We start from the raw sequence: 25674 nt of genomic DNA on the forward strand, positions 1-25674 counted from the left end.
CTTTCAAATCAGCGGGGACGGTGGATATGGGCGCTTTGCACAATACCGAAGGCCGCCATCAGAACAAGCATCGCCGAGCCACCGTAGCTGACCATCGGCAGGGGTACGCCCACCACCGGGGCCAGCCCCATCACCATCGACATGTTGACCGCGAAGAACAGGAAGAAGTTCAACGCGATGCCCAGCGTCACCAGCGACGAGAACCTGTCCTTGGTCGACAGTGCCGTGACCAGGCAGAACACAAGGATCAGCCCGTATAGCGTCAGCAGGGTGATGCCGCCGACAAAGCCGAACTCTTCGGCCAAGGTGGTAAAGATGAAATCGGTGTGTTTTTCCGGCAGGAAGTTCAGGCGCGATTGCGTGCCTTGCATGAAGCCGCGCCCATTCCACCCCCCTGATCCCAGCGCGATCTTGGACTGGGTGATGTGATACCCTGCGCCCAGGGGATCGGTCGACGGGTCCAGAAACGTATCAATGCGACGGAACTGGTAGTCTTTAAGCAATTGCCACTCGGTCCCGCGGCTGTTGAACACAGTGGCGATCAGGCCGACCACCGCCGCGATGACGGCGGCAAAATAGGCCCAGTGGACACCGGCCAGGAACATCAGTCCTCCGCCCGCCGCAAGCAGCAGGATCGACGTGCCCAGATCGGGTTGCTTCAGGACCAGCGCCGTCGGGATCAGGATCAGCGCAACCGGGATCAGAACCCATATAGGGCGTGAGGTTTTGTGCGAGGGGAGCCAGTCGTAGTAAGCGGCCAGTACCATCACCAAAGCCACTTTCATCACCTCGGAGGGTTGCAGCCGCATGAAGCCCAGATCAATCCAGCGCTGTGCGCCCATACCGATTGTTCCGAAAAGCTCAACCATGATCAGCAGCCCGATCGAGCCCAGATAGGCCAAAACAGACATGTTTCGCCAGAACCAAATCGGAACCAGCGCGATGATGAACATTACTGTGAGGCCCAGACCAAAACGCTCCATCTGGGGCTCGGCCCACGGGGTCCAGGATCCTCCGGCCACGGAAAACAGCATCAGGAACCCGGCGCTGGCTGTGCTGATCAGCAAAAGCGTCAGGGGCCAGTTCATGTACAGGAACTTGCGGAACCCCGATGGCGTGGATTTGACGGCGTATTCAAGATAGCTCATGCGCGGTCCTTTGTGGTTGGACGCGCTTTGGGGCGGCGGTCGCCTTCAAGCTGTTTCTGTTGTTCCTTTATGCGTTCCCGGTCTGCGACAGGATAGGCTTCGAGTGGGGGCGTGCCGTTGTAAAGCGCCTGTAGCATAATATCCCGCGCGACGGGTGCGGCGGCCTTAGAGCCGCCTCCGCCGTGTTCTACAACAACAGCGATTGCGTATTTCGGTTTGTCATAGGGGGCAAAGCTGACGAACAGCGCGTGGTCGCGGCGTTCCCATGGCAGGTCTTCATTTCGGATCACGCCTGCGGCACGTTCGGCCTTGGTGATGTTGCGCACCTGACTGGTGCCGGTCTTGCCAGCCATGCGCAGATCGTCAGCAATGATGCGGCTGCGATAGGCGGTACCACCCCGGTCATTCGAGACCGAGAACATGGCCTTGCGCACCTGTTCAAGATTGTTCGGGTTCACCGCCAAAGGTTCACCCAGGCCCGAGGGTTCTTCGACCCCATTGATCGAACGAACAAGTCTTGGCTTCACTTCACGTCCGGTGGCGATCCGTGCAGTCATGACCGCAAGCTGCAGAGGTGAGGCCAGCATGAAACCCTGACCAATCGACGCATTTGCTGTGTCGCCTACAAGCCAGCTTTCACCGTGTACCCGCTCTTTCCATGCCTGGTTCGGGGCCAGCCCGGCTGCAACTGCCGACATCGGAATGTCATGTTTGACACCCAGCCCGAAAACACGCGCCATGTCGGAAATCTTGTCGATACCGGTCCGCAGTGCCACATCGTAGTAATAGACATCACAGCTGCGCTTGAGCGAAAGGTTCAGATCGACTGTCCCATGCCCGCCGCGCTTCCAGCAGTGGAAGCGGCGGCTGCCCACCTTTAGATGGCCGGGGCAATAAACGGTATTGCCGGGGCCGATCACTCCGGCCTCAAGCGCGGCCATGGCGGTGATCATCTTGAAGGTTGATCCCGGAGGGTACGTGCCTTGGACTGTCTTATTCGCAAGCGGGCGGTAATTGTCTTGTGTGAGGGTTCGGTAATCCCCAACCGAGATACCGCGCACAAATAGGTTCGGGTCAAAACTGGGGGCAGAGCTGATCGCACGGATATCGCCGGTCTCACAGTCGATCACCACCGCCGCGGCGCTTTCACCCGCCAAACGGGCTTGCGCGTATTGTTGCAGATCGGCATCGACGGAAAGTTGCAGATCGGCGCCGGCCTCGCCTTCTTGCCGGTCCAATTCGCGCATGACGCGACCGGTGGCGTTGACTTCGACCCGCTTGGCCCCGGCCTTGCCGCGCAGGGTGCTTTCCTGCTTGGCCTCAAGTCCAACCTTGCCGATTTGAAAGCGGGGGATGCGCAAAACCGGCTCGGGATCGTCGATCTGGCTTAGGTCATAATCACTGACTGGGCCGACATATCCGACCACGTGGGCAAAATCCTCGTAGCGCGGATATTGCCGCGTCATGCCGACTTCGGGTGTCACCCCCGGCAGGGCGGGCGCATTGACAGCGACTTTCGAGATATCCTCCCACGTGACCTGATCAGCCAACGTGACCGGAAGAAACGGGGCTGAACGGCGCATCTCGGTCTTGGCGCGTTCCATTTCGTCTTCGGTCAGCGGAATCAGGGACGACAGCCGCGTCAGTACTTCGTCCACATCGCCTGCGTCCTCGCGGACCATCACGATACGGTAGGAAGGTGAGTTTTGCCCGATGACCTGACCGTTTCGGTCATATATACGTCCGCGCGTCGGAGGGATCAGGCGAATGTTGATGCGGTTTTCTTCGGCCAGCAGGCGGTATTCATCGGCCTGATCGACCTGCATATAACGCATGCGGGCGGCCAAACCCCCGATAAAGGCAGCTTGCAACCCGCCAAGAATCAAGGCCCGACGGGGTAAGCGTTTATAGGCCAATCCTTGTGACTTGGGCTTCTGTTGCTTCATCAGCGTGCCCCCATCGTGCCGGTTTCGGCGGCGGATATGCGTTGAACGCCGAATGCGCTCTGTGTCAGCAGAACGATCAAGGGGTAAATAGCTATTGTTAGAACCACTTGAATCACGACTGGCCCCAATGCCGCCTGTTGCACGGACACAATAGCAAGAATAACGCGGTTGAGCACAAAAACTGCCGTGATCACGACCGCTGATGTCATCCACTCACTTGGAAACCCGGCATCCCTCATGCCCAGCGATGCTGTTCGCAGATAGGCCGCGCCAATGACCACCAATGCCGCCAACAGGCCCGGTGGACGCTGAAGCAACAGGTCGGCGGTCAGCATCACAACCGCTATCAGCGGAATCGGCACAAATTCGGGCCGGCGCATGACCCACGCGAACGTCAACGCGATCAACAGATCGGGAAAGGGCCAGCGGTCCGGTTTTGTATCCAGCGGAAGAAGATGCATGAACAAGATCAGCATTGCCAGAAACAGATACAATGCACGCTTGGTCCAAAGCTGAGACGCATTCCTATCCATCTCCGACCTCTGCTGGTGTCAGGGCGGCTTCGGGACGTCGTGGTCCGACGATATCCCCCGAGTCTTCGATGGCAGGAGCCGAGTGGAACCTAAGAACACGCAAGAATTCCAGCCGTTCGAAATCCGCAGACAAGCGTACGCGCAGACGCCCGCCCGGATCGGCCGTGATCTGGCCGATCAGCAGGCCGCCGGGAAACACTCCGCCATCACCTGACGTGACAACACGGTCGCCCGGTCGTACAAGTTCGCGATTTTCCAGAAACTCGACGGCGGGTGCGGATGTGTTATCGCCCGCGATCAGTGCAGTCTGGCCCGAAGGCTGAATCGTCGCGGGAATAGCGCTTGAGGCATCGGTCAGCAGGATGACCCGGGCCGTGTCGGGGCCAACGCCCGAGATGCGCCCCACCACGCCAATACCGTCCATCGTTGCCCAGCCATCCATTATGCCGTCGCGTTCACCAACATTCAGCAAAACCGATTGCCGAAAGGGCGAGCCACTGTCGGCCATAACGACACCGGTGATATAGGTCAGGCGCGGGTCAAGCCGTACGTTGTTGAGGTCCAGAAGACGCGCGTTTTCCTGTTCCAACTGCAGGGCGGCCTCTTTCCAGGCGCGCATCAGGCGCAACTCGCTGCGCAGTTCCTGGTTCTGTTCGCTCAGCCGCTGATAGCTTTGGAAGTCACGGGCCAGATTGACGATTCCAGTGACTGGCACCATCGCCCATTCCATCGAGGGCACAACCTTGTTGACCACTTGCGCGCGGAACCGTTCAACCCGAGGGCTGTCGATGCGCCAGACGAGAAAGATGCCCAACAGGCAAAGCACAACAATCCCCAGCAACAAGCGGCGCAGAGGTGCCGTGTATTCATCGCGCTGTGATCGGTCGTTTGCCACAGGTTACCTTCCCGTGCTGCTCTTGCCCGAATTCTTACCCCGAAAAGGTGCGCGCCTTAGCTTTCGTAGTCAATCGCGTGGCGCAGTTGTTTTTCGTATTCCAGCGCTTTGCCGGTGCCCAAAGCCACACAATTCAGGCTTTCATCGGCAATCGACACAGCCAGACCGGTCTGTTCGCGCAGGGCAAGGTCCAGATCGCCCAGCAGCGCGCCGCCGCCGGTCAGCATCACGCCCCGGTCCACGATGTCGGCTGCCAGATCGGGCGGTGTGGTTTCCAATGCAGTCATCACCGCTTCGCAAATCTGCTGGACAGGTTCTGAAAGGGCCTCGGCCACTTGGGCTTGGCTGATCTCGATTTCTTTGGGCACGCCGTTCAGCAGGTCGCGGCCCCGGATATGCATTGACTGGCCCCGACCATCGTCTGGCATCCGGGCGGTGCCGATGGTGGTTTTGATACGTTCTGCAGTAGATTCGCCCACCAGCAGGTTTTGCTGACGCCGCAGGTAAGAGATGATCGCCTCGTCCATACGGTCTCCGCCCACGCGGACCGAGCGCGCATAGACGATGTCGCCCAGCGACAGAACGGCCACCTCGGTGGTGCCGCCGCCGATATCGACAACCATGTTGCCGGTCGGATCAGTGATCGGCATGCCAGCACCAATGGCGGCTGCAATCGGTTCGGCAATCAGGCCCGCGCGGCGCGCACCTGCCGACAGAACCGACTGGCGGATCGCTCGCTTTTCAACCGGAGTCGCGCCATGGGGTACGCAGACGATGATTTTGGGTTTCGAGAAGGTCGAGCGTTTATGCACCTTGCGGATAAAGTGCTTGATCATTTCCTCAGCAGTGTCGAAATCGGCAATCACGCCTTCGCGCATCGGACGGATCGCCTCGATCGAGCCGGGGGTCCGGCCCAGCATCAGCTTGGCGTCCTCGCCCACGGCCAGAACCTTTTTGACGCCGTCCTTGACGTGATAGGCCACCACCGAGGGTTCTGACAGGATAACACCGCGTCCTTTGACATAAACCAGCGTGTTCGCCGTCCCAAGGTCAATCGCCATGTCCGCTGTGAACAGGCCGCCCAGATTGCCAAAGATTCCCATGTTTTCAATGATCCCGTTCGTCAAAATTTCCACTGCCCGCGACTCGACGGTTCCGGGACGGATGTCTTATAGGGTGCCATCTCGCCCGGTAAAAGGGCTGATTCCGCGTCAATCAGCACCTTTCCGCCTTAATGATAGGGACTTTAGAAGGCAACATGCTCTCATATCAACATATTTACCATGCTGGAAATCTGGCTGATGTGCAAAAGCACGCTTTGTTGGCATGGGTGCTGGAATATTTGACCCAAAAAGAGAAACCATTGACCTATCTCGAAACACATTCAGGTCGTGGTTTGTATCACTTGGACGCGGATGAAGCAGTGCGAACAGGCGAGGCTTTGGCCGGGATAAAGCGGGTGCAGCGCGAAGGTTGGTTCGCAGCGGATCATCCGCTGTCTCGTGCGCTGACGCAGGTTCAGGCGACACACGGACGGCACGCCTATGCGGGTTCACCCCTGATTGCGGGTAATTTGCTTCGCGATCAGGACAGCATGCATTTGGCCGAATTGCATCCACAAGAATTCGGCGCCTTGTCGCTGGCCGTGTCGCGGTTCGGAGCAAAAACCTACAAGCAGGACGGATATGAGTTGGCGCATTCGCTGCTGCCGCCAACGCCACGGCGAGGAGTTCTGTTGATTGATCCGAGCTACGAGGTGAAGTCAGAGTATGACCGGCTGCCGGGTTTTATCTCTAAAGTGCATCGGAAATGGAACGTAGGCGTTATTGCCTTATGGTATCCAATCCTTGCGGACGGGCGGCACAAGTCGATGGTCGCGGCGCTGCAAGGGCAAGACTTACCAAAGGTCGAGTGTCACGAAGTCCGCTTCCCTGCCGCGCGCGAAGGGCATCGCATGATCGGATCAGGGATGTTCGTTGTAAATGCGCCGTTCGGAATTGCGGATGAGATGCGCCGTTTGGATGCGTTGTTTGCCAAGCTCTGAAGATGCCTGAATACACTTGATCAGGGCATTTGCGTCTTCGCGATACACGCCTTGGGTGTTTTTACAAAATCTGTTTTGGAAATGGGGTGTTCGGTCCTAGACTTTGGTCAGGGAGGTGCGCGATGGATCGCCGACTAGCCACGGTTCTGGCCGCTGACATGGTGGGCTATAGTCGCCTGATGGAAGCTGATGAGCAAGGCACGCTTGCCCGCCTGCGCACACACCGGATTGAGTTGATCGACCCTGCCATCGACAAGAACCGCGGAAAGATCATCAAGACGACGGGCGACGGAATGCTAGTTGAATTTCCCAGTGCCAGCGACGCCGTAACCTGTGCTGTCGAAGTGCAGAACCGGATGTTGCGTCGCAATGCGGATGTCTCGAAGGACCAGCGTATTCACTTTCGTATCGGCATAAATCTGGATGAGATCATTTTCGAGGATGGCGATATTTTTGGTAGCGGCGTCAATGTTGCGGCCCGGCTTGAGCAATCTGCAAATGCTGGTGAGGTTCTGATCTCGGGCGCGGTGCATGAACAAGTCTCGGACCGATTGGCGTTGCAATATGATGATCTAGGCGATCTGACACTTAAGAACCTGTCTCAACCTGTTCATGCCTATCGGGTCGCTTTGGATGGCACGGTTGCAGACGATGCGTCAGCAGGTGACGGCGATACCAAAGTGGTCAAACCCTCTATCGCGGTTTTGCCCTTCGCAAACATGAGTGGAGATACCGAACAGGAGTTTTTTGCCGACGGCCTTACCGAAGATTTGCTGACCGAGTTGAGCCGCCGGCATGAGCTGTTCGTGATCTCGCGCAATTCCAGTTTTGTCTACAAGGGACAGGCTGTGAATGTACGCGAAGTGGGTGCTAAGCTGGGTGCGCAATACATCGTCGAAGGTAGTGTCCGAAAGGCTGGCAACAGGGTACGTGTCACCGTTCAGCTGATTGATAGTTACAGTGATGGCCATGTCTGGGCTGAGAAGTATGATCGGGACCTGGATGACATTTTCACAATACAGGACGAGGTTATCTCGGCCGTGGTTGCCACACTTCCCGGTCGTATCGAAGCCTCGCAGCAAGAGGGGCTGACGCGCAAGAAACCTTCCAGTTTTGCAGCCTATGAATGCGTTTTGGCCGCGAAAGTCCTGCACCACCGCAGCACGCGCGAGGATAATGCCGAGGCGACAAAGTTGATCGATCGCGCTATTGAACTGGATCCGGATTACGCGCACGCCCATGCCTGGAGCGGTTGTATCCGCGGTCAGGCCTGGGGATACGGTTGGTGCGATGATCGTGAAGCCATGCTGGGCGAGTGTGAAAAGGCGATCCTCAAGGCCGCTTCTCTGGATGATAACGACGCGGATGTTCATCGTTTGATGGCTGCGGTAGAGATTTTGCGAAACAACCTTGGCCGGGCGCGGTATCATCAGGAACGCGCGCTGTCGCTGAACCCGAATTACGATCTGGTTGTGGTTCAGATGGGCGAATTGCTGACATGGTCGGGTCGTGCCGATGAAGGTGCCGAGTGGATACAAAAGGCGATGCGTCTGAACCCTCACCACCCTGCACGGTTCTGGAGCCATCTTGGAAAGGCGCGGTTCGGTGCTAAGAAGTATGATCAGGCATTAGAGGATTTCGCCCGGTTGCCTGCCCTCGACTCGCTTCAGAACGCATATGTCGCTGCCTGCCATGCGTGGCTGGGAAACCAGGTCGAAGCGCGAGCGTACGTTGACGCAATTTACGAGGCCCAGCCAGAGTTCAAGATCGCTGATATTGAAGGCATGCTGCACTACGCCAGCGATGAAGATTTTCGGCATTTTGTGGATGGGATGCAAAAGGCCGGGTTGTCCTGACCTTTGCGACGAAAAAGCGGCCCGCAAAGACGGGCCGCCGTTCGGTCAGGTCAAGTCTTTGTAGCTGATCTCGCGCGCATCAGCGCCCGGACCCGCTTTTTCACGCCTTACAATCAGGCGGTTCAGCGCGTGGATGTAAGCTTTGGCCGAGGCGACGACGGTATCGGTGTTCGCGGACTGACCGGTGGCGATCATGCCGTCCTCTTCCAACCGAACAGACACCGTGGCTTGGGCATCGGTTCCTTCGGTCACTGCGTGGACCTGATAGAGTTGCAGATGCGCTTTGTTGGGATAGATCGCACGGATTGCCTTGAAAGTCGCGTCCACTGGACCGTCTCCATGTTCGGTGGCGATGATATCTTTGCCGTCCATCTCAAGTTCGACCGTAGCCTCGGCTTGGCCGCCTGTGCCGCAGGTCACCTTCATCGACACGAGCTGCAAATAGTCGTCGTGCTGATCCATGGTCATCAAGGCAATGAGGTCGTCGTCAAAAACCTCTTTCTTGCGATCGGCCAGATCCTTGAACCGAACAAAGATGTCCTTGAGCTGGTTGTCGCCCAAATCAAAGCCCAGGGTCTCGAGCTTGTCGCGCAGGGCCGCGCGGCCCGAGTGTTTGCCCAACGGCAAAGACGTGCCGGACAAGCCGATATCCTCGGGGCGCATGATCTCAAAGTTTTCGCGGTTCTTCAGCATCCCGTCCTGGTGGATGCCGCTTTCATGCGCAAAGGCGTTCTTCCCGACGATGGCTTTGTTGAATTGCACATTGAACCCGGACACCGTCGCCACACGACGCGAGATATGCATGATCTTCGTGGTGTCGATACCCGTGTGCCACGGCATGATGTCATTGCGCGTGCGCAGGGCCATCACGACCTCTTCCAACGCGGTGTTGCCGGCGCGTTCGCCAAGACCATTGATGGTACACTCGATCTGTCGCGCTCCGCCCGCCACAGCGGCCAGCGAGTTCGCCGTCGCCATGCCGAGATCGTTGTGGCAGTGGGTGGCGAAAACCACCTCATCTGCACCCGGTACGGTCTCGATCAGGCGTTTGATCAGGTCGGCGCTTTCGGCCGGAGCGGTATAGCCCACCGTGTCGGGGATGTTGATCGTCGTCGCGCCCGCCTTGATCGCGATCTCGATCACGCGGCACAGGTAATCCCACTCGGTCCGGGTGGCATCCATCGGCGACCACTGCACGTTGTCGCACAGATTGCGTGCATGGCTGACCGTTTCGTGGATCTTCTCGGCCATCTCGTCCTGGGTCAGGTTCGGAATGGCGCGATGCAGCGGAGAGGTGCCGATGAAGGTGTGAATACGGTTCAGGCGTGCGTGTTTCACCGCCTCCCAGCAGCGGTCAATGTCTGCGAAATTGGCGCGGGCCAGACCGCAGATACGGCTGTTTTTCGAGCGCTCGGCAATCTCGCTGACAGCTTTGAAATCACCCTCGGAGGCGATGGGGAAGCCGGCCTCGATGATGTCGACGCCCATTTCGTCCAGCAGCTCGGCAATTTCGAGCTTTTCGTTATGGGTCATGGTTGCGCCGGGGCTTTGTTCGCCGTCGCGCAAAGTGGTGTCAAAGATCAAGACGCGGTCTTGGTCGGTCACGTTGGTCATGGGAATCTCTTTCTTCTTCTGTCCTAAAGCCTATGGCGCGCGGGCGTCCTCCTCTGAGCGGGCGCGCCGGATGGCACGCTCAGAGGCGGATTAGGATCAGTAGGCCACGCAGCGACGCACCGCGTAGGGCGGTGTCGGCAACAAGGATATCTGCGCGGTTGATCATGGGTTTGAGGTTATACAGACAGCGCTGCGAATGAAAAGACGGAATTTGCAGCTTGTTACCGGTCGTGTTTGTTTTTCGGGAAATATTGATTGGTGAGGGCAGGCTGCTAGGTGAAGAGGCATGCAAACGGCACTTATCATCGGCGCGTCCGGAGGGATCGGTTCAGCCCTTCACGCGCGGCTACTTGGGCAATCTGTTTCAGTTACGACCCTGTCGCGGTCTGCGGACGGGTTCGATTTGATGAATCCAGACAAATCCAACGCGATTCTCGGCACGCTAACTGGCCCTTATGACATGATCTTCGTCGCGTCCGGCGCGCTTGAGATCGAGGGGGCCGCGCCGGAAAAGTCGATAAAGGCAGTGTCTGCGCAGGCCATGATGGATCAGTTCGCGTTGAACGCGGTAGGCCCCGCTTTGGTGCTGGGGCACGCAGCCAGACTGATGCCCCGTGACAGGCGCTGCTTGATTGCCGTGCTTTCGGCCCGTGTAGGGTCCATCGGCGACAACCGGTTGGGTGGATGGGTCAGTTACCGCGCGGCCAAGGCCGCCGTGAACCAGATTGTGCATACAACCGCGATCGAATTGGCGCGGACGCATAAACAAAGTGTGTGCGTGGCATTGCATCCTGGCACGGTTCAAACTGCGTTCACCGAGAAATACGTAGGTCGTCATCCGGCAGTTAAACCGGACAAGGCGGCTCAGAACCTGCTGGCTGTGGCTCAATCACTGACCCATGCTGATACCGGCGGCTTCTTCGATTGGGCGGGTCAGACCGTTCCGTGGTAGCCTGAGCTACCCGTCCGAGGGCGTCTCGGTCGGTTGGGACGCGGGCGGGGTTTCCTCTGGCGCTGTCGTCTCAGCCTCGCCGCTGCTGGGCAAGACGTCGTTTTCCCAGGTGCCAGTCTCGACCTCCCCATTGGCATAACGCATGGTGCCGTCACCGTGGCGTTTATTGTCGCGGAAATTGCCCTCGTAGACGTCGCCGGTGGCATAGGTCGCGATACCCTTACCGCTGATTTTTCCGTCAACCCACCCACCGGTATATGTGAAATTGCGTGCCGTGGTGACGGTACCTTGGCCGTGCCGCTTGCCGTTCAGGAATTCGCCTTCGTAAACTGTGCCATCCGGAAAGCTGGCTTTGCCAGTGCCTTGGCGGTTTCCGTCAACCCATTCGCCCTCGTATACATAGCCATTGGCCAATTTCAGAACACCTGAGCCATGGCTCAGGCCGTTTCTGAACTGGCCCGAATAGACCACGCCGTTGGGATAGGTGACGGTTCCGCGGCCTTCGTAGATGCCAGCGATCCAGTCACCGTCGTATACAGTGCCATCCGGGTAAGTGTGTGCGCCTTTGCCGTGGGGCAGGTCGACGCTGAAATCCCCCACATAGACCGAGCCGTCAGGATAGGTCATCTCGCCGAACCCGTCGATCTGGCCTCCGGACCATTCGCCGTTATATTCAAACCCGTCTGCGCCAACAAAGCGGCCCTTGCCTTCTCGACGGTCATCGACATACGCGCCTTCGTATGTCGTGCCGTTCACATAGGTCGCCTTGCCGGTGCCCTGACGGCGCCCGTCCACCATGTCGCCTTCGTAGACGTCTCCGTTCGCCAGAACCTGCCGGCCTTTTCCGGTCATCCGACCTTCAAGCCACGCACCGCTATAGGTCATGCCGTCGGGAACGGTCAGAGTGCCTTCTCCATGGCGCTGCCCATTCAGGACGTCGCCTTCATAAACGTTACCGTTTGCCCAGGTGATTTTGGCCTTGCCCTGCTTGACGCCCTCGACCCAATCACCGTCATAGGTGTAGCCGTTCGGATTGGTCAGAGTGCCTTTGCCGTGACGCTTGGCATCTTTGAACCCACCTTCGTACCGTTGACCGTTCGCATAAGTCGCAATGCCGGTGCCGTTGATCGTGCCGTTAGCCCAGTCGCCCTCATAGCTGCCGCCGTCAGTATAGATGATCTTGCCACGCCCCTCGGGCTGACCCTTTGCAAACATACCTTGGTAGATCGACCCATTCGCGTATCGGGCAATGCCGCTGCCTTGAATTTCGCCTTCGGACCACTGGCCAGTGTATTCGAACCCGTCCGGTAGGCGATACGTGCCGGTTCCGTGGCGCAGGCCGTTCAGAAACGTACCTTCGTAGACGCCGCCGACCTCATCATCGGCCGTGATCACTTGTCCTTCCTGCGCGCTAACGGTTCCGGCCATCAAGGCCAGGGCCGTTACAGCAATTGAGGTGCGGAATGCATTCATGATCGTTCCAACCTGCCCGGTTATCATCCTTTTGCGCAAAACTAAGATACCGCAGGGGGCAGGGCAACGGCTTTTGCCGCATTTGCCTTTCACTCGCGCCGCGATCTGCTAAATGGCATAAGACTGACGAGGGCAAGAGGGCAGCATGGCCGACCGTTTCCGCATCACTCTGGCGCAACTCAACCCGACTGTGGGGGATATCGAAGGCAATGCGGCGCAGGCGCTTGACGCATGGGAACAAGCGCGCGCCGCAGGGGCCGACATGGTGGCGTTGCCGGAAATGTTCATAACCGGGTACAATACGCAGGACTTGGTCATGAAGCCTGCTTTCCATCGCACGGCCATGGCCGCTGTCGAGGCTTTGGCCGCGAAATGTGCAGATGGGCCTGCTCTGGCGATCGGCGGGCCTTGGGTGGAAGACGGCCATCTATACAACGCTTACCTGATTCTGAAGGGCGGCAAGGTCAGTAGCAAGGTGCTGAAACACCACCTTCCCAATGAAACCGTATTCGACGAAGTGCGCCTTTATGATTCAGGCCCTTTGGGGGGGCCTTACTCAGTTGGCAATACGCGCATCGGCAGCCCGATCTGTGAGGACAGTTGGCATCCGGATGTGGCCGAGACGCTGGAAGAGACCGGGGCCGAGTTCCTGCTGATCCCGAATGGTTCGCCCTATTTTCGCGACAAATACGATATCCGCCTGAATCATATGGTTGCACGTGTGATCGAGACCGGGTTGCCCCTGATCTATCTGAATATGGTCGGTGGACAGGACGACCAGGTATTTGACGGCGCGACTTTTGGCCTGAACCCGGGCGGAGAACTTGCTTTCCGAATGCCCGTTTTTGACGCGGCCCTGGCTCATGTTGATCTGGAGCGTGGGGACGACGGGTGGCGTATCGTTCCGGCAGATATCGTGCCGCAGCCCGATGCATGGGAGCAGGACTACCGCGCCATGGTCCAGTCTCTGCGTGATTACATGGGTAAAACGGGGTTCAAAAAGTGCGTGCTTGGACTGTCCGGGGGGGTGGATTCGGCGCTCGTTGCCGCGATTGCCGTGGATGCGCTTGGGGCCGAGAACGTGCGCTGTGTCATGCTGCCGTCGGAATATACCAGCCAGGCTTCGCTGGACGACGCCGAGGCCGTCGCCAAGGCGCTGGGCGTGCATTACGACTATGTTCCGATTTCGGATAGCCGGGCGGCCGTTACTGGGACTCTGTCCCAGCTCTTTGCCGGGCGGGACGAGGATCTGACCGAGGAAAACATTCAATCCCGTCTGCGCGGGCTGCTGCTGATGGCGATATCAAACAAGTTCGGCGAGATGTTGCTGACCACCGGTAATAAATCCGAGGTCGCCGTGGGCTACGCCACGATCTACGGCGATATGAATGGCGGCTATAACCCGATCAAAGATCTGTACAAGACACGGGTTTTCGAAACATGCCGTTGGCGGAATGCCAATCATCGCGACTGGATGAAGGGCCCCAATGGCGAAGTTATTCGGCCGTCGGTTATCGACAAACCCCCCAGCGCCGAGCTGCGCGCGGATCAGAAAGACAGTGACAGCTTGCCGGATTATCCGGTGTTGGACGCGCTTTTGGATATTCTAGTCGATCAGGACGGCTCGATCGCTGATTGCGTTGCTGCTGGTTTTGACGAAGCGGATGCCCGCAGGGTCGAGCATCTAATCTATATCTCAGAGTACAAGCGGTTTCAGTCTGCGCCCGGAACACGTCTGACAAGTCGTGCCTTCTGGCTGGATCGCCGCTATCCGATAGCGAACCGGTGGCGCGACCGCTCCTGAGATAGATTGTCGGTAATCCCGATCCAATTTCCCTAACTGTGATAAAGTGTTTCCACTCAATCCCCTTTGAGTGGGGTGGTAGCCCTTGTTTGGCAGTTTTCCTTGTCGACAGGCCGCTTTTTCGCCACATTTTAGCTGTATTATCGCCCAATGTCGGGCGGGTGTGACGCAATTGGGTTGGACAAACCGGACGGTTGACTCGACCAGGTAAGTTTGCGCGTCGCCTCAGATGTCTGTGTTAACGATTTGGTATCGCCATGCGTGAGGAATACGATAAACCGCTGCATTCTCCGTTACCGTGGAAGTCCATGGAATCGGAAGGTCAGGTTCTGGATGAAACCAAGCTGGACCTGGCGATTGCCGACCTGATGAACCAAGAGCATTCGGTCAAGTCGGAACCAGAGCCAACACCGCCAACGATTCCGGCATCCGAGGACAAGCCGCAAGAAGCTGCGCCTGACACTGTCATCGGGTTTTCTGCCTCTCTACGGCAAAAATGGGCTGAACTGGTCGGGGCAGCCTGAGCTTTTACGTTTTTTGGAAACTGTGCGCGATAGCCACAGATCACGAAAATAGTAACAACCACGACTTCGGTCGTATTGCCACTGGTTGTGCGACGGGCATTCATTGCGGTCCGAGCAATGATAAAAGAGCGGTAGATGCCCGGCCCGAAACCCACCCACGTGGAACCAGATTTGAACCTTCCGAAATCCGTGGATGTCGTGGTGATCGGAGGAGGAATTATTGGTGCCGTAACCGCTTTGGAGCTGTCCGAGCGGGGCGCACGGGTTCTACTTTGCGAAAAAGGCCACATAGCTGGTGAGCAGAGCTCGCGCAATTGGGGTTGGGTGCGATTGGGTTTGCGGGATCCTCGCGAAATTCCTTTGATGCTGGAGGCCCAGAAACTCTGGGATGGGCTTGATGACCGTGTCGGGCGCAAAACCGGATTTACCCGGTCAGGAATTCTGTTTGGTGCTTCGGGTCGCCGCGGGGCCCAAAACCTCGAACGGTGGGCGCAGCATGTTGAGGGATTGCAGACAGGCGCAGAATTGCTGTCTGGCACTGAACTGGACGCTGTGTTGCCGGACCACAAAACTGGATTGAACTACGCGCTTTACATGCCTCGCGATGGGCGGGCCGAGCCGCAGTGGGCAGCCCCTGCGATCGCCGAGGCAGCCCGCGACAGGGGTGCGGTGCTCATGACCAACTGTGCAGTGCGCAGCGTGGATGTGCAGGATGGGCGCATTGCCGGGGTTTTCACTGAACGCGGCCGTGTCGCCTGTGATTCCGCGGTATTGGCAGGAGGTGCCTGGTCCCGCCTTTTCGCAGGCAACGCGGGTATAGATTTGCCACAGCTCAAAGTGCTGAACACGGTGTTACGGGCTTCTCCGGTTGCAGGTCCCGAGACAGCTTTATGGTCGGACGACTTCGCAATTCGTAAACGTGCGGACGGAGGGTACACAATAGCATCTGGCCATGAGAATATGGTGGATATCGTCCCTGACAGCTTTCGATTGGCCCGGCGTTTTCTGCCCGCATTTCGGCAGGAATGGCGATCACTCCGGTTCCGATGGTCCAAACGTTGGGCGGTCGAAGCACAAGAGGACAGATCGTGGCTGCCTACCGATGTCACGCCGTTCGAGCATACCCGCGTTCTGGACCCCGATCCTTCGGGCAAGGTTCTTCGCCGCGCTTGGGCGAGTGCGCAGAAAGCAATTCCGGCCTTACAGGCAAGTGAACTGGTTCAGAGTTGGGCGGGGATGATCGACGTTACACCCGATGCCATACCTGTCATTTCGGGTGTGGATATGATGCCGGGTATGTTCATCGCCACGGGATTTTCCGGCCACGGCTTTGGCATAGCGCCCGGCGCGGGCCGCCTTATGGCTGATTTGGTCGCGGACACAACACCATGTGTTGATCCGGCCGCGTTTCGTCTGTCACGTTTTACCGATGGCTCACGCGTGCGGCCGGACCCAGGATATTAAGGGTTAGCCCATCATCTGATAGCTGATGGGGACAAAGCGGAAACCATCCCCGCGTGTTTCAACAAAACCTGCTGCAGGGAACGGCATATGGAATCCGATCATCGGGACTTTATCTGCGGCCAGCATACCCAAAACCTTACGGCGTGATGCTGTGGCTGCAGCCTTGTCCATGTCAAAGCGAACCTCCCATTCGGGATGCGCGAAAGACCAGACATAGTGGTTTGCGAGGTCAGCAGTCAGAACCAGACGCTGCCCGTTGCTTTCAAGGTGATAGACAGTGTGGCCCGGTGTATGGCCATACGCCGCGACGGCTGTGATGCCTGATGCGACTTCTCCGCCATCGCCAAGGAATGTCATCTTTTCAGCTTGCGGAGTGACCTTGGCGGCAACCAGATCGCCGACGCGGTTCCCTGCATCCTGAGCTGCCCAGAAATCATATTCGGGCGAAGCGGTCACAAAACGCGCGTTGGTAAATGTGGGGGCATCATTGGTTGTCATGCCGCCGATGTGGTCGGGATGCATATGGGTGAGCACGACGACGTCGATCTGATCAGCGGTAACCCCCGCATCCGCAAGAGCGGCCTGAATACCGCCCTGACCCAAGCCGGTGTCGAACAGAACCAGCTCGGATCCCGTGTTGACCAGCGTCGGGGTAAAGAAGAATTGTGCTTGGTCGGCAGGGATGAAATTGTCGGCCGAGACCTTGGCAAATTCCTCGTCCGAGGCACCGCCGCCGAAAATCTCTTTGGCGCCGTCACGCGGCAAACTGCCATCCAAAAGCGAGGTGACCGTGAAATCGCCCAGTTGAAAAGATTTGGCGATTGTCGAGTTCGCTTTGGTTTCGTTCGTTGCTGCCAGCACCGGGGTTGCAGCGGCGGCAAAAGGCAATGCTGCGGCTGATCCGAGCGCTGCGCGGCGTGTCAGTTTGATGGTCATGTCTCATTCTCCCTGTCAGAGCACCAGTTGTAATCCTAGATCGGTGAAGGCCACTTGCCAGTTCACACATCAGTGAAATGGGCTGCGTGAGCGAACATAGCATGTTAATTTTTGCTCATGTTACGATCCGCGCCGGATCTGAAGGCAGATTTGTTTCCTGCCGCCCCGTTTTCCTGCATGTGCTGGACAAAATGCCCATCCTGTGACAAGAGCCGCGCCAACAGGAGACACCTATGACAACCACCCGTTTCGCCCCGTCGCCCACCGGTTACATCCATGTGGGCAACCTGCGCACCGCGCTGATGAACTATCTGATCGCTCGCAAGGCAAGCGGCACGTTCATCCTGCGCATCGACGACACCGATCCCGAGCGGTCGAAGGAAGAATATGTCGACGCGATCAAGCAGGATCTGGAGTGGCTGGGTTTGCATTGGGACCGGGTCGAGCGTCAGTCCGACCGTCTGGATCGCTATGCCGAAGCAGCCGACAAGCTGCGCGAGATGGGTCGTTTCTATGAGGCATTCGAGACACCGACCGAGCTGGACCTGAAACGCAAGAAGCAGCTGAACATGGGCAAGCCGCCGGTCTACGACCGCGCCGCGCTGAACCTGTCGGCGGCCGAGAAAGAGGCTCTGCGCGCGGAACGTGGCAATGGTGTGTGGCGCTTCAAACTGGATCACGAGCGGATCGAGTGGAATGATGGTATTCTCGGCGGCATCTCGATTGATGCGGCGTCAGTGTCTGATCCGGTGCTGATCCGGGGGGATGGTCAGGTTCTGTACACCATCGCGTCGGTGGTCGACGATACCGAGATGGGCGTGACCGATGTGGTGCGCGGTTCGGACCATGTGACCAATACCGCGACGCAGATTCAGATCATTCAGGCGCTGGGCGGAGACTGCCCGCGCTTTGCGCACCACTCGCTGCTGACTGGCCCGCAGGGTGAAGCGCTGTCGAAACGTCTGGGTACGCTGGCCTTGCGCGATCTGCGCGAACAGGGCGTGCAGCCGATGGCTCTGCTAAGCTTGATGGCGCGTCTAGGGTCCTCTGATCCGGTCGAATTGCGTTCGGACATGGCCGAGCTGATTGACGGGTTTGACATTGGCCGTTTTGGCGCGGCACCGACCAAATTCGACGTGCAGGACCTGTTTCCGCTGACCGCAAAACACCTGCAATCGTTGCCACTGGCCGATGTGGCCGATGCGGTCGCCGATGCGGGTGTCCCGGCTGAGCTGGCCGAGTCGTTCTGGGCCATGGCGCGCGAGAACATCACAACTCTGGCTGATCTGAAGGGCTGGTGGGATCTGTGCCGCGACGGGGCCGAACCTTTGATCGCTGACGAGGATCAGGCATTCATCGCCGAAGCCGTTGCGCTGTTGCCAGAAGGACCGTTTGATGGTGAGACCTGGGGTGCCTGGACCAAGGCCGTCAAAGAGGCCACGGGCCGCAAAGGTAAGGGGCTTTTCATGCCGTTGCGCAAAGCGCTGACAGGGATGGAGCGCGGACCGGAAATGGCGACTTTGCTGCCTTTGCTGCAAGTGATCCGCGCGCGCGGGTGATAAATGCGCTCTGCGGCGTGCGTATTTTCTACCAAAGAATGGCCGGGCAAGCGTTCCCGGCCTTTTTTACAAAGAGTGGACCAGTTTTGCAGAAAGATGCTGCAGGCGGGTATCCACAAATTCGGTCTCATTCGGTTTCAACTGCTGGTGGCGCGGATAGCGAGGTTCGGCGCGGTCGTTCAGGATCGGAGCATCCCATCCATCAGTGGTGGCAAAAAAGCGGTCCGCCCCGGCTTCGCCAAAGGCCCGCAGATAGCCTTGTACAACCACGTCGATATAGCTGAGCAGCAAGGGATGGCGATTGGTCGGTTCGGCGTGACGGCCATGAGGCACTGCATAGACGGCGATTTCCACATCATGAGTCAGGGGATGTGTCACGGCTTGGGTTGCGGGTACTCGGTCATAGGCCCATTCGCGTTCATCCAGAGCGGCCCAATCGTTTCGAGGCACATGTGCGATCATACCTTCGATTTCGCTGTTCGGATCAGGGATGGCCGTTAGAAATGCCACCGGGCGAAGGTCCGTATGCCGCCACGCGCGGCGCCAGCCCTTCAGGCGGGCAGGGCGGGCATCCGGAAAATCGTGGGTCGCAAGGTTGACCAGGCTTCCGTAGCCAAAGAAGTAAGGGTCTGCCATGTGCCACTGTGTCCTTTGCGCCGATTGATGTATGTCAAACCGCTTTTTTGCAGGACATGCAATAAGGTCGCATCTTGAAATTTGGGAGGCGACCATGCGCATTACCAAACGGACGAATATTGCGGTGCGCCTGCTGATGTATTGTGCCGCGCATCAGGACAGGCTTGTGACCAAATCCGAGATTGCCGAAGTGTGCAACATCTCGGAAAACCACTTGGCGCAGGTGATCAATCAACTGAGCCAGCTTAACTATCTTAGCACGCAACGGGGTCGAAACGGAGGCATGACGCTTGCCAGACCCGCTGACCAGATTCGTATCGGGTCGGTCTTTCGCCATGTCGAAGGGAACCTGCCGCTGGCCGAGTGTTTTGCCGATGCAGACAACACTTGCCCATTGACCGATGCGTGCCGTTTGCGGTTGGCGCTGCAAGATGCTGCCGAAGTGTTTTATGCGTCGTTAGACGACATCACGCTGGACGCGCTGGTATGCGATAACGACCAACTGTTGCAGATACTGCAACCCGTGGCCTGCGTGCGATAGGATCAGTCACTGGCGCGCAGAATGCGGGCCGGTCTCACCGCGAGAGGGCGCAAAGCGAAGATCAGACCTGCGCCCAGCGTGACCAGAACTCCGGCCAGAACAATGCCAATGGCCGAGGGCCAGATGACCGCAAAACGAGTGTCAAAAATATAGGTGGCGACGGCCCATCCGCCCAGAATACCCGTCAACAGTGCCACGCTTCCGGCTGCTGCCCCCAAGAGAGCTGCGCGCATGGCGAAGCTGAGCAGGATGCGACGCCTGTCAGCGCCCAGCGTTTTCAGGATCGCGGCTTCATATCGTCGGGCCGGTTCGCCCGCCGCAGCGGCGCCGATCAAAACCAGAAACCCGGTCAACAGCGATACGCCTGCGCCGTAAGAGGTCGCAGCGGCCAGACCGGCCAGTAGGTCTGATACCCGGTCAATTGCGTCGCGCACCCGAATGGCAGTGATATTGGGAAACTGCCCGGCAAGGTCACGCAGTATCGGACCTTCGGCCTGTTCTTCGGCGTAGACTGTCGCGATGAAACTGTGCGGTGCTCCGGCCAAGGCGGACGGGTTTATCGACATGATGAATCCCATGCCAGCATTGGAAAAGTCGACTTCGCGCAGGGATGTCAGCTCTGCCGTGATGTCGCGCCCGAGGATGTTGACTGTTAGCATGTCGCCAAGGTTAAGCCCCATCTCTTCGGCTTCTTCCGCGGCGAAACTGACCTGAGGGGGGCCTGCATAGTCCTCGTCCCACCAGTCCCCTTTGGTGACACGCGCGTTGCTTGGTGGCGTTGCTGAATACGTAACGCCTCGGTCGCCGTCCAAAACCCAGTGATCACCCGCCACATCACGCGCAGGGCTGCCGTTGATCTGAGTGATGATGCCGCGCAGCATCGGAGCACTCTCGATGCGGTTGACCGCCGGGTCGGTTTCCAGACGTTCGAGAAAGCCGGGCATCTGGTCTTTTTGGATGTCTACGAAAAAATACGACGGTGCCACATCCGGCAGATTTCCCGAGATCGCATTGCGAAGTGTGCCGTCGATCTGACCAACTGCCGCCAAAACAGACAATCCCAGCCCAAGCGAAAGAACAACCGACGCTGCCCCTTCCCGTGGATCGGAAATGGCCGACAGCGCCCATCGCATTGCGGGTTTACCGCGTGCCCAGGGGGCGCTGACACGAGCCAGCTTGCGGATGGCAAATGCGGATAGGGCCAACAGCGCCAGCGCGCCGACCAACCCTCCGGCAGTCCAGAGCGTCAGGCGGGTCGATCCGCTGAACCAAGCTGCAGAGGCAACAAGCAATCCCAGCCCGATGACCGTCGCCATGAGGAATACAGGGCGCGGAAAAACGCGTGCCGATGAAAGGGCATCGCGGAAGAGTGTTGCCGCGCGGACCTGTTCAGTGCGGGCCAATGGCCAAAGGGTAAACAAAAACGCAGTTAGCACTCCATAAAGTGCCGCCTCGGCCAGCGGTTTGGGGTAGACAGAAAACACTGCGGGTACGGGCAGGCGCGCCTCGATCAATGGGGCAAGAAGCACCGGTGTCAGACCACCCAGCACAAGGCCCAGCAGGATCCCGATACCAGACAGGATCCCGATCTGGATCATATAGGTTTGGAAAATTGTTGCTCGATCCGCACCCAGTGTGCGCAGCGTCGCAATCGTTTCCGTTTTTTGTGACAAATAGGCCCGTACGGCGGCTGATACGCCGATACCTCCGACAGCCAGTCCGGACAGGCCAACCAACACCAGAAACGCGCTGAGCCGATCTACGAACTCTGCGATGCCGGGTGCCCCGTTTCGGGCGTCGGTCCATCGCATTCCGGTGCTGTCGAACGTCTTTTCTGCGGTCGTGGCCAGCTGGGCAAGGTCAGTGTCGCGTGGCAAGTCCAACCGGTACTTGGTTGAAAACAGTGTTCCGGGTGCCAACAACCCCGAACTGCCCAAATCCTCGGTGCGAACCAGTGTGCGTGGGCCCAGCCCGAACCCGTCTGCCGCTCCGTCGGGTTCATGGATAAGCGCAGCTGTCAGTACAAAGCCTTGCGAGCCAAGAGCAAAAGTTTGGCCTACCGAAAGGTTCAATCGGTCCATTAAAGACGGGTCCATGACCGCACCGGGCAAACCCTGATCGCCCTCAAGAGCTTGGGACAGAGTCATGGTGGGCTCTAATACGGTTTCGCCCACCAAAGGATAGGCATCGTCCACGGATTTTACTTGCGTCAGCGCGCGCTGCGCGGTCTCTGCCTGTCCGGTTACGGCCATCGACCGGAAATCGACGACTTCGGAGGTTGCCTCGGCCGCCTGTGCCATCCAAGCACGCTCATCGTCGGACGCGAAGCGATAGGTGAACTCTAACTGTGCGTCTCCGCCCAACAACGCGGCCCCTTCCTGTGACAGGCCGCTCTGAATTGCGTATCTGACCGAGCCAACAGCTGCGATGGCAGCCACCCCAAGCGCCAGACAGGCAAGGAAAACGCGGAAACCACGCAAGCCGCCGCGCAATTCGCGCCGCGCTAGCCGCCCCGCAAGGCGCAGGCTCATTCGGCGGCCTCTTGCCGTGTGTCTTCGGTAATCCTGCCATCGCGCAAGCGGATCACACGGTCGCACCTACGGGCCAGGCTATGGCTGTGGGTTACAAGAACCAATGTCGCGCCGTGGCGGTCCCTCAGGTCAAAAAGAAGATCGACGATTGCCGCGCCGTTGGTTTCATCAAGGTTTCCAGTTGGCTCATCCGCCAGCAATATTTTCGGTCGAGGAGCAGCCGCGCGCGCAAGTGCGACGCGCTGTTGTTCGCCACCCGACAGCTGTGCAGGGTAGTGTTCGTGCCTGTGGGAAAGGCCGACCGCATCCAATTCCGCTTGCGCATGGGAGAATGCATCTTTCTGGCCGGCAAGTTCCAGCGGCGTCGCTACATTTTCCAATGCCGTCATGGTTGGGATCAGGTGAAAGTTCTGGAACACCACGCCCATCGTGTTTCGACGGAACCGAGCCAAAGCATCTTCGTCCATACGGCTCAAGTCCTGGCCGAGTGCGCTGATCTTGCCGCTGGTTGCCCGTTCCAACCCACCCATCAGCATCAGCAGCGAAGACTTGCCAGACCCGGACGGCCCAACCAGCCCCAGAGTTTCATTCTGTGCAACCGAAAGAGTGATGTCATGCAGGATATCCACCCGACCGGCATTGCCATCCAGCGATAAAGCGGCATGTTCAAGGGACAGAACTGGTAGAGTCATGGGGCGATCCAAAGCGGGGGCGTTGATGATTGATATGGAGCGGTTATGATGTTGCGCAAGGCTTTGATCACGGTGCTTTTTGCCTGCTGGGGCGTCATGGCAACAGCGGAAACCGTTGTAATTGCCGCATTGGGGGATTCCCTGACGCAAGGGTACGGCCTGCCAGAGCGTGATGGGTTTGTGCCGCAACTTGGCCGTTGGCTTGAAGGTCAGAATGCTGACATCCGCTTGATCAACGCCGGTGTTTCAGGCGACACGACCGCTGGCGGTGCGGCAAGGGTGGGGTGGACCCTGACCCCCGAAGTTGACGGGTTGATCGTCGCGCTTGGCGGAAATGACCTATTGAGGGGAATCGACCCGGCCGTTTCACGCGCCAATCTTACAGCCATCCTGAAAACCGCGCAGGAGGCGGGTGTTGAGGTCTTGCTGGTCGGCATGCAGGCCCCGGGCAACTACGGAGCTGAATACAAGGCGGCCTTCGATCAGATGTACCCTGATCTTGCGCAGCAATTTGACACCGCTTATGCCCCTAGCTTTTTCACGGGTCTCACATCTGACGCAGACCCGAATGCAGCGCGCCGATTTATGCAACCTGACGGCATCCACCCCAATGCCGAAGGCGTTGCGTTAATCGTTCAGGACCTTGGGCCTTACGTTCTGGATCTTGCCAATTAAGCCCTAGGATGGATCAAACAACCGTAACCACGGTTCCGATCGGCACACGTTCGTAAAGATCGACAACATGTGAATTCAGCATCCGGATGCATCCGTTTGATGCGGCGGTGCCAATCGTCTGTGGCTGCGTGGTGCCGTGAATGCGAAAATACGTGTCGACCCCGTTCTGAAACAGGTACAACGCCCGCGCGCCAAGCGGGTTGTCCCCTCCGCCGGGTTGGACGTAGTCGTTATCCTTGAAACGGGCATAGGTTACCGGCTCGCGCTCGATCATCTCGTTGGTGGGGCGCCATGTGGGCCACTCTTTCTTGACGTCGATGGTCGCTGTTCCCGTAAACTCGAGCCCTGCTTTGCCGACTCCGCAGCCATAGCGAATCGCCTTGCGCGGTTCGGTCACGAAATACAGGTAGAAAGACCTCGGTACGACCAGAAGCTGGCCGGGCAGGAATTCTTTCTTGATCCGAACGTACTGGGGCGTCGGGTCGTATTCAGCAGTCTTCGTTTTTGCTGATGCAACGCCCGGCACAAGGCTTAGGGCGGTGGCGCTTGTCATGAAGCTTCGGCGTGTGAACATGTCGTATCTCTTCACTCGAAAAACAAAATCTTGAACAGAGTGTCGGAATGATATCCGATCCGGTCAATCTGCGGTGAAGAGTAACTGAAATGTGATGTCGTCAACGGGCCACACTTTTCGGGCCCTTTGAGAAAAAGGGCAGAGGAAAGCCTCTGCCCTTTCAATGGCTTATGCCAGTTGAATGTCGTCGGCGCTTTCGCGGCCGTCACGACCCGAGCGCAGCTCGTACGTGACTTTCTGGTTGTCGGCCAGACCGGTCAGGCCCGAACGCTCGACAGCCGAGATGTGAACGAAGATGTCTTTGCCGCCATCTTCGGGTGCGATAAAGCCGTAGCCTTTGGTGGTGTTGAACCATTTAACGGTGCCTGCGGGCATATCCGTATTCTCCTGTTTGGTGCTGCCCACGGGGATGCGGCAGCCTGGCGTCGTAGTCTGGATCGAATGACTGAGCGCCGAAAGAGGAGACAGTAGGTCGAAATAGAAAAACGTTAGCCCTTTGGATATGGCATTGGTGTAGGGATGTGGCAAGGGTGATCGTCTTTGTGTACCGTAATCGGTTCATAAGGCGTCATCGATCGCCCGAGTTAGCGGGTTTGCGCTGGCCTTCCGCTTTGCACCTAAACCGGAAGCTTGGCGACAATATCAGCGAATTTGGGTGATGCTATGAAACACCTTGGCAGTTCTTCGACAATTTCATCAATCGAATCGTAGACTTGGCTTGCCGCCGACCTGAGTTCAGTCGGAATCTCTTTGGGCGCGCGCTGTTCACGTTTCGGGAGCTTCATTTTCAGGCCGGTAAATTCCGATATGTCGTTTTGATGATCCCATATCGCATCATAGTGAACGCATAAAACGGGGACGCCCTCAAATACGGCCCATTCTTTTATCTGCTTGGCTTGTTGCAGAATATCCCGCTGAAACAGATCGCAATATTCGCCAGTCGCACGAAGGTGATAAAAATGCTGTCGGATCCAATCTTCGCCATACCGCTCTTTTGCCGAATAGACGGAAAAGGCCGAATCTTTGGTGGAACCGAAGCAAAAGACCACTCTGGTTTCGGCCGGCCACTCTAACAACGCCTGCGGAAAATCATGGGTCTTGTAGATGAACGGCGCTTTGAATTCGGCGTCCTTGAGACGAGCAACGAAGGCCGAGCGTTCTACAGCTGAAGGGTTTCTTTTTCAAAGTGCCTTGCTAAGGGCAAGATACGTCACGGTACTTCCGGATCGACCGTTGCTTGCGACTATGACGCAATGGTCGCGGTCTGATGTCTTTCC

Annotated in this window: 23 protein-coding genes; 9 read left to right on the top strand and 14 right to left on the bottom strand. The window is 58.0% G+C overall.

What is annotated here, in order from left to right; all coding sequences use genetic code 11:
* Positions 1–8: 8 nt before the first annotated feature.
* Genes rodA through ABWV79_RS07940 form a run of 5 tightly spaced genes read right to left on the bottom strand, consistent with a single transcriptional unit; the run spans position 9 to position 5625 of the window.
* Positions 9–1148 (bottom strand): rod shape-determining protein RodA, encoded by a 1140-nt coding sequence (gene rodA, locus ABWV79_RS07920; RefSeq protein ID WP_170353468.1) that lies wholly within the window; start codon positions 1146–1148, stop codon positions 9–11.
* Entirely contained in the window at positions 1145–3094 is a 1950-nt protein-coding gene (gene mrdA, locus ABWV79_RS07925) for a penicillin-binding protein 2 (protein ID WP_353391249.1), read from the bottom strand. The genes rodA and mrdA overlap by 4 nt, the downstream gene beginning before the upstream one ends.
* A complete protein-coding gene (locus tag ABWV79_RS07930; RefSeq protein WP_353391250.1) occupies positions 3094–3627 on the bottom strand; it encodes a rod shape-determining protein MreD in 534 nt (177 codons plus the stop codon). The genes mrdA and ABWV79_RS07930 overlap by 1 nt, the downstream gene beginning before the upstream one ends.
* Positions 3620–4522, bottom strand: a complete 903-nt coding sequence (mreC, locus tag ABWV79_RS07935; protein ID WP_353391252.1) for a rod shape-determining protein MreC — start codon at positions 4520–4522, stop codon at positions 3620–3622. Before mreC ends, ABWV79_RS07930 begins: the two co-directional genes overlap by 8 nt.
* A 56-nt stretch (positions 4523–4578) precedes the next feature.
* Positions 4579–5625: a rod shape-determining protein gene (locus ABWV79_RS07940; RefSeq protein ID WP_039523195.1), complete on the bottom strand. Its 1047-nt coding sequence runs from the start codon at positions 5623–5625 to the stop codon at positions 4579–4581.
* Positions 5626–5780: 155 nt separating this feature from the next.
* Between ABWV79_RS07940 and ABWV79_RS07945 the strand changes: the two genes are divergently transcribed.
* Positions 5781–6566: a 23S rRNA (adenine(2030)-N(6))-methyltransferase RlmJ gene (locus ABWV79_RS07945; protein WP_353391254.1), complete on the top strand. Its 786-nt coding sequence runs from the start codon at positions 5781–5783 to the stop codon at positions 6564–6566.
* A 122-nt stretch (positions 6567–6688) separates the two neighbouring features.
* A complete protein-coding gene (locus ABWV79_RS07950) occupies positions 6689–8422 on the top strand; it encodes an adenylate/guanylate cyclase domain-containing protein (protein ID WP_353391256.1) in 1734 nt (577 codons plus the stop codon).
* 45 nt (positions 8423–8467) lie between these two features.
* Here ABWV79_RS07950 and ABWV79_RS07955 read toward each other — a convergent pair whose 3' ends face one another.
* Entirely contained in the window at positions 8468–10036 is a 1569-nt protein-coding gene (locus ABWV79_RS07955; protein WP_353391258.1) for a 2-isopropylmalate synthase, read from the bottom strand.
* Between the two features lie 286 nt (positions 10037–10322).
* Between ABWV79_RS07955 and ABWV79_RS07960 the strand changes: the two genes are divergently transcribed.
* On the top strand, positions 10323–10988 hold the full coding sequence (locus ABWV79_RS07960; protein ID WP_353391260.1) for an SDR family NAD(P)-dependent oxidoreductase: 666 nt from the start codon (positions 10323–10325) through the stop codon (positions 10986–10988).
* Between the two features lie 6 nt (positions 10989–10994).
* Here the strand turns inward: ABWV79_RS07960 and ABWV79_RS07965 are convergent, their stop codons facing one another.
* Positions 10995–12461 (bottom strand): MORN repeat-containing protein, encoded by a 1467-nt coding sequence (locus ABWV79_RS07965; protein WP_353391262.1) that lies wholly within the window; start codon positions 12459–12461, stop codon positions 10995–10997.
* A gap of 145 nt (positions 12462–12606) precedes the next feature.
* Between ABWV79_RS07965 and ABWV79_RS07970 the strand changes: the two genes are divergently transcribed.
* The 3 genes from ABWV79_RS07970 to ABWV79_RS07980 all read left to right on the top strand — a co-directional run bounded on the left by ABWV79_RS07970 (position 12607) and on the right by ABWV79_RS07980 (position 16253).
* Complete coding sequence (locus ABWV79_RS07970; RefSeq protein ID WP_353391264.1) at positions 12607–14265, top strand: NAD+ synthase; 1659 nt, start codon at positions 12607–12609, stop codon at positions 14263–14265.
* A 257-nt stretch (positions 14266–14522) separates the two neighbouring features.
* Positions 14523–14789 (top strand): hypothetical protein, encoded by a 267-nt coding sequence (locus ABWV79_RS07975; protein ID WP_353391266.1) that lies wholly within the window; start codon positions 14523–14525, stop codon positions 14787–14789.
* Between the two features lie 135 nt (positions 14790–14924).
* Positions 14925–16253: an NAD(P)/FAD-dependent oxidoreductase gene (locus tag ABWV79_RS07980; RefSeq protein WP_353391268.1), complete on the top strand. Its 1329-nt coding sequence runs from the start codon at positions 14925–14927 to the stop codon at positions 16251–16253.
* A 3-nt stretch (positions 16254–16256) separates the two neighbouring features.
* On the opposite strand, the gene ABWV79_RS07985 is transcribed toward ABWV79_RS07980, so the two are convergent.
* Positions 16257–17189: an MBL fold metallo-hydrolase gene (locus ABWV79_RS07985; protein ID WP_353391270.1), complete on the bottom strand. Its 933-nt coding sequence runs from the start codon at positions 17187–17189 to the stop codon at positions 16257–16259.
* Positions 17190–17422: 233 nt separating this feature from the next.
* Between ABWV79_RS07985 and gltX the strand changes: the two genes are divergently transcribed.
* A complete protein-coding gene (gene gltX / locus ABWV79_RS07990; RefSeq protein WP_353391272.1) occupies positions 17423–18748 on the top strand; it encodes a glutamate--tRNA ligase in 1326 nt (441 codons plus the stop codon).
* Between the two features lie 66 nt (positions 18749–18814).
* On the opposite strand, the gene ABWV79_RS07995 is transcribed toward gltX, so the two are convergent.
* Entirely contained in the window at positions 18815–19384 is a 570-nt protein-coding gene (locus tag ABWV79_RS07995; protein WP_170353455.1) for a gamma-glutamylcyclotransferase family protein, read from the bottom strand.
* 94 nt (positions 19385–19478) lie between these two features.
* Between ABWV79_RS07995 and ABWV79_RS08000 the strand changes: the two genes are divergently transcribed.
* A complete protein-coding gene (locus tag ABWV79_RS08000; RefSeq protein ID WP_170353454.1) occupies positions 19479–19925 on the top strand; it encodes an RrF2 family transcriptional regulator in 447 nt (148 codons plus the stop codon).
* Between the two features lie 2 nt (positions 19926–19927).
* On the opposite strand, the gene ABWV79_RS08005 is transcribed toward ABWV79_RS08000, so the two are convergent.
* Positions 19928–22456: an ABC transporter permease gene (locus tag ABWV79_RS08005; protein WP_353391275.1), complete on the bottom strand. Its 2529-nt coding sequence runs from the start codon at positions 22454–22456 to the stop codon at positions 19928–19930.
* Positions 22453–23148 carry an ABC transporter ATP-binding protein gene (locus tag ABWV79_RS08010; protein ID WP_353391277.1) on the bottom strand — a complete coding sequence of 232 codons (696 nt, stop codon included), beginning with the start codon at positions 23146–23148 and terminating at the stop codon, positions 22453–22455. The genes ABWV79_RS08005 and ABWV79_RS08010 overlap by 4 nt, the downstream gene beginning before the upstream one ends.
* A 48-nt stretch (positions 23149–23196) precedes the next feature.
* On the opposite strand from ABWV79_RS08010, the gene ABWV79_RS08015 reads away from it, so the two are divergent.
* Positions 23197–23823 (top strand): arylesterase, encoded by a 627-nt coding sequence (locus ABWV79_RS08015; protein WP_353391710.1) that lies wholly within the window; start codon positions 23197–23199, stop codon positions 23821–23823.
* A 13-nt stretch (positions 23824–23836) separates the two neighbouring features.
* On the opposite strand, the gene ABWV79_RS08020 is transcribed toward ABWV79_RS08015, so the two are convergent.
* The 3 genes from ABWV79_RS08020 to ABWV79_RS08030 all read right to left on the bottom strand — a co-directional run bounded on the left by ABWV79_RS08020 (position 23837) and on the right by ABWV79_RS08030 (position 25446).
* Positions 23837–24397, bottom strand: coding sequence for a L,D-transpeptidase (locus ABWV79_RS08020; RefSeq protein ID WP_209195271.1), 561 nt, complete (start codon positions 24395–24397; stop codon positions 23837–23839).
* 168 nt (positions 24398–24565) lie between these two features.
* Positions 24566–24772: a cold-shock protein gene (locus ABWV79_RS08025; protein WP_170350547.1), complete on the bottom strand. Its 207-nt coding sequence runs from the start codon at positions 24770–24772 to the stop codon at positions 24566–24568.
* 242 nt (positions 24773–25014) lie between these two features.
* Positions 25015–25446: a hypothetical protein gene (locus ABWV79_RS08030; RefSeq protein ID WP_353391279.1), complete on the bottom strand. Its 432-nt coding sequence runs from the start codon at positions 25444–25446 to the stop codon at positions 25015–25017.
* Positions 25447–25674 lie beyond the last annotated feature (228 nt).

The sequence above is a fragment of the Ruegeria sp. HU-ET01832 genome, assembly GCF_040371315.1.
Lineage (GTDB): Bacteria > Pseudomonadota > Alphaproteobacteria > Rhodobacterales > Rhodobacteraceae > Ruegeria > Ruegeria lacuscaerulensis_A.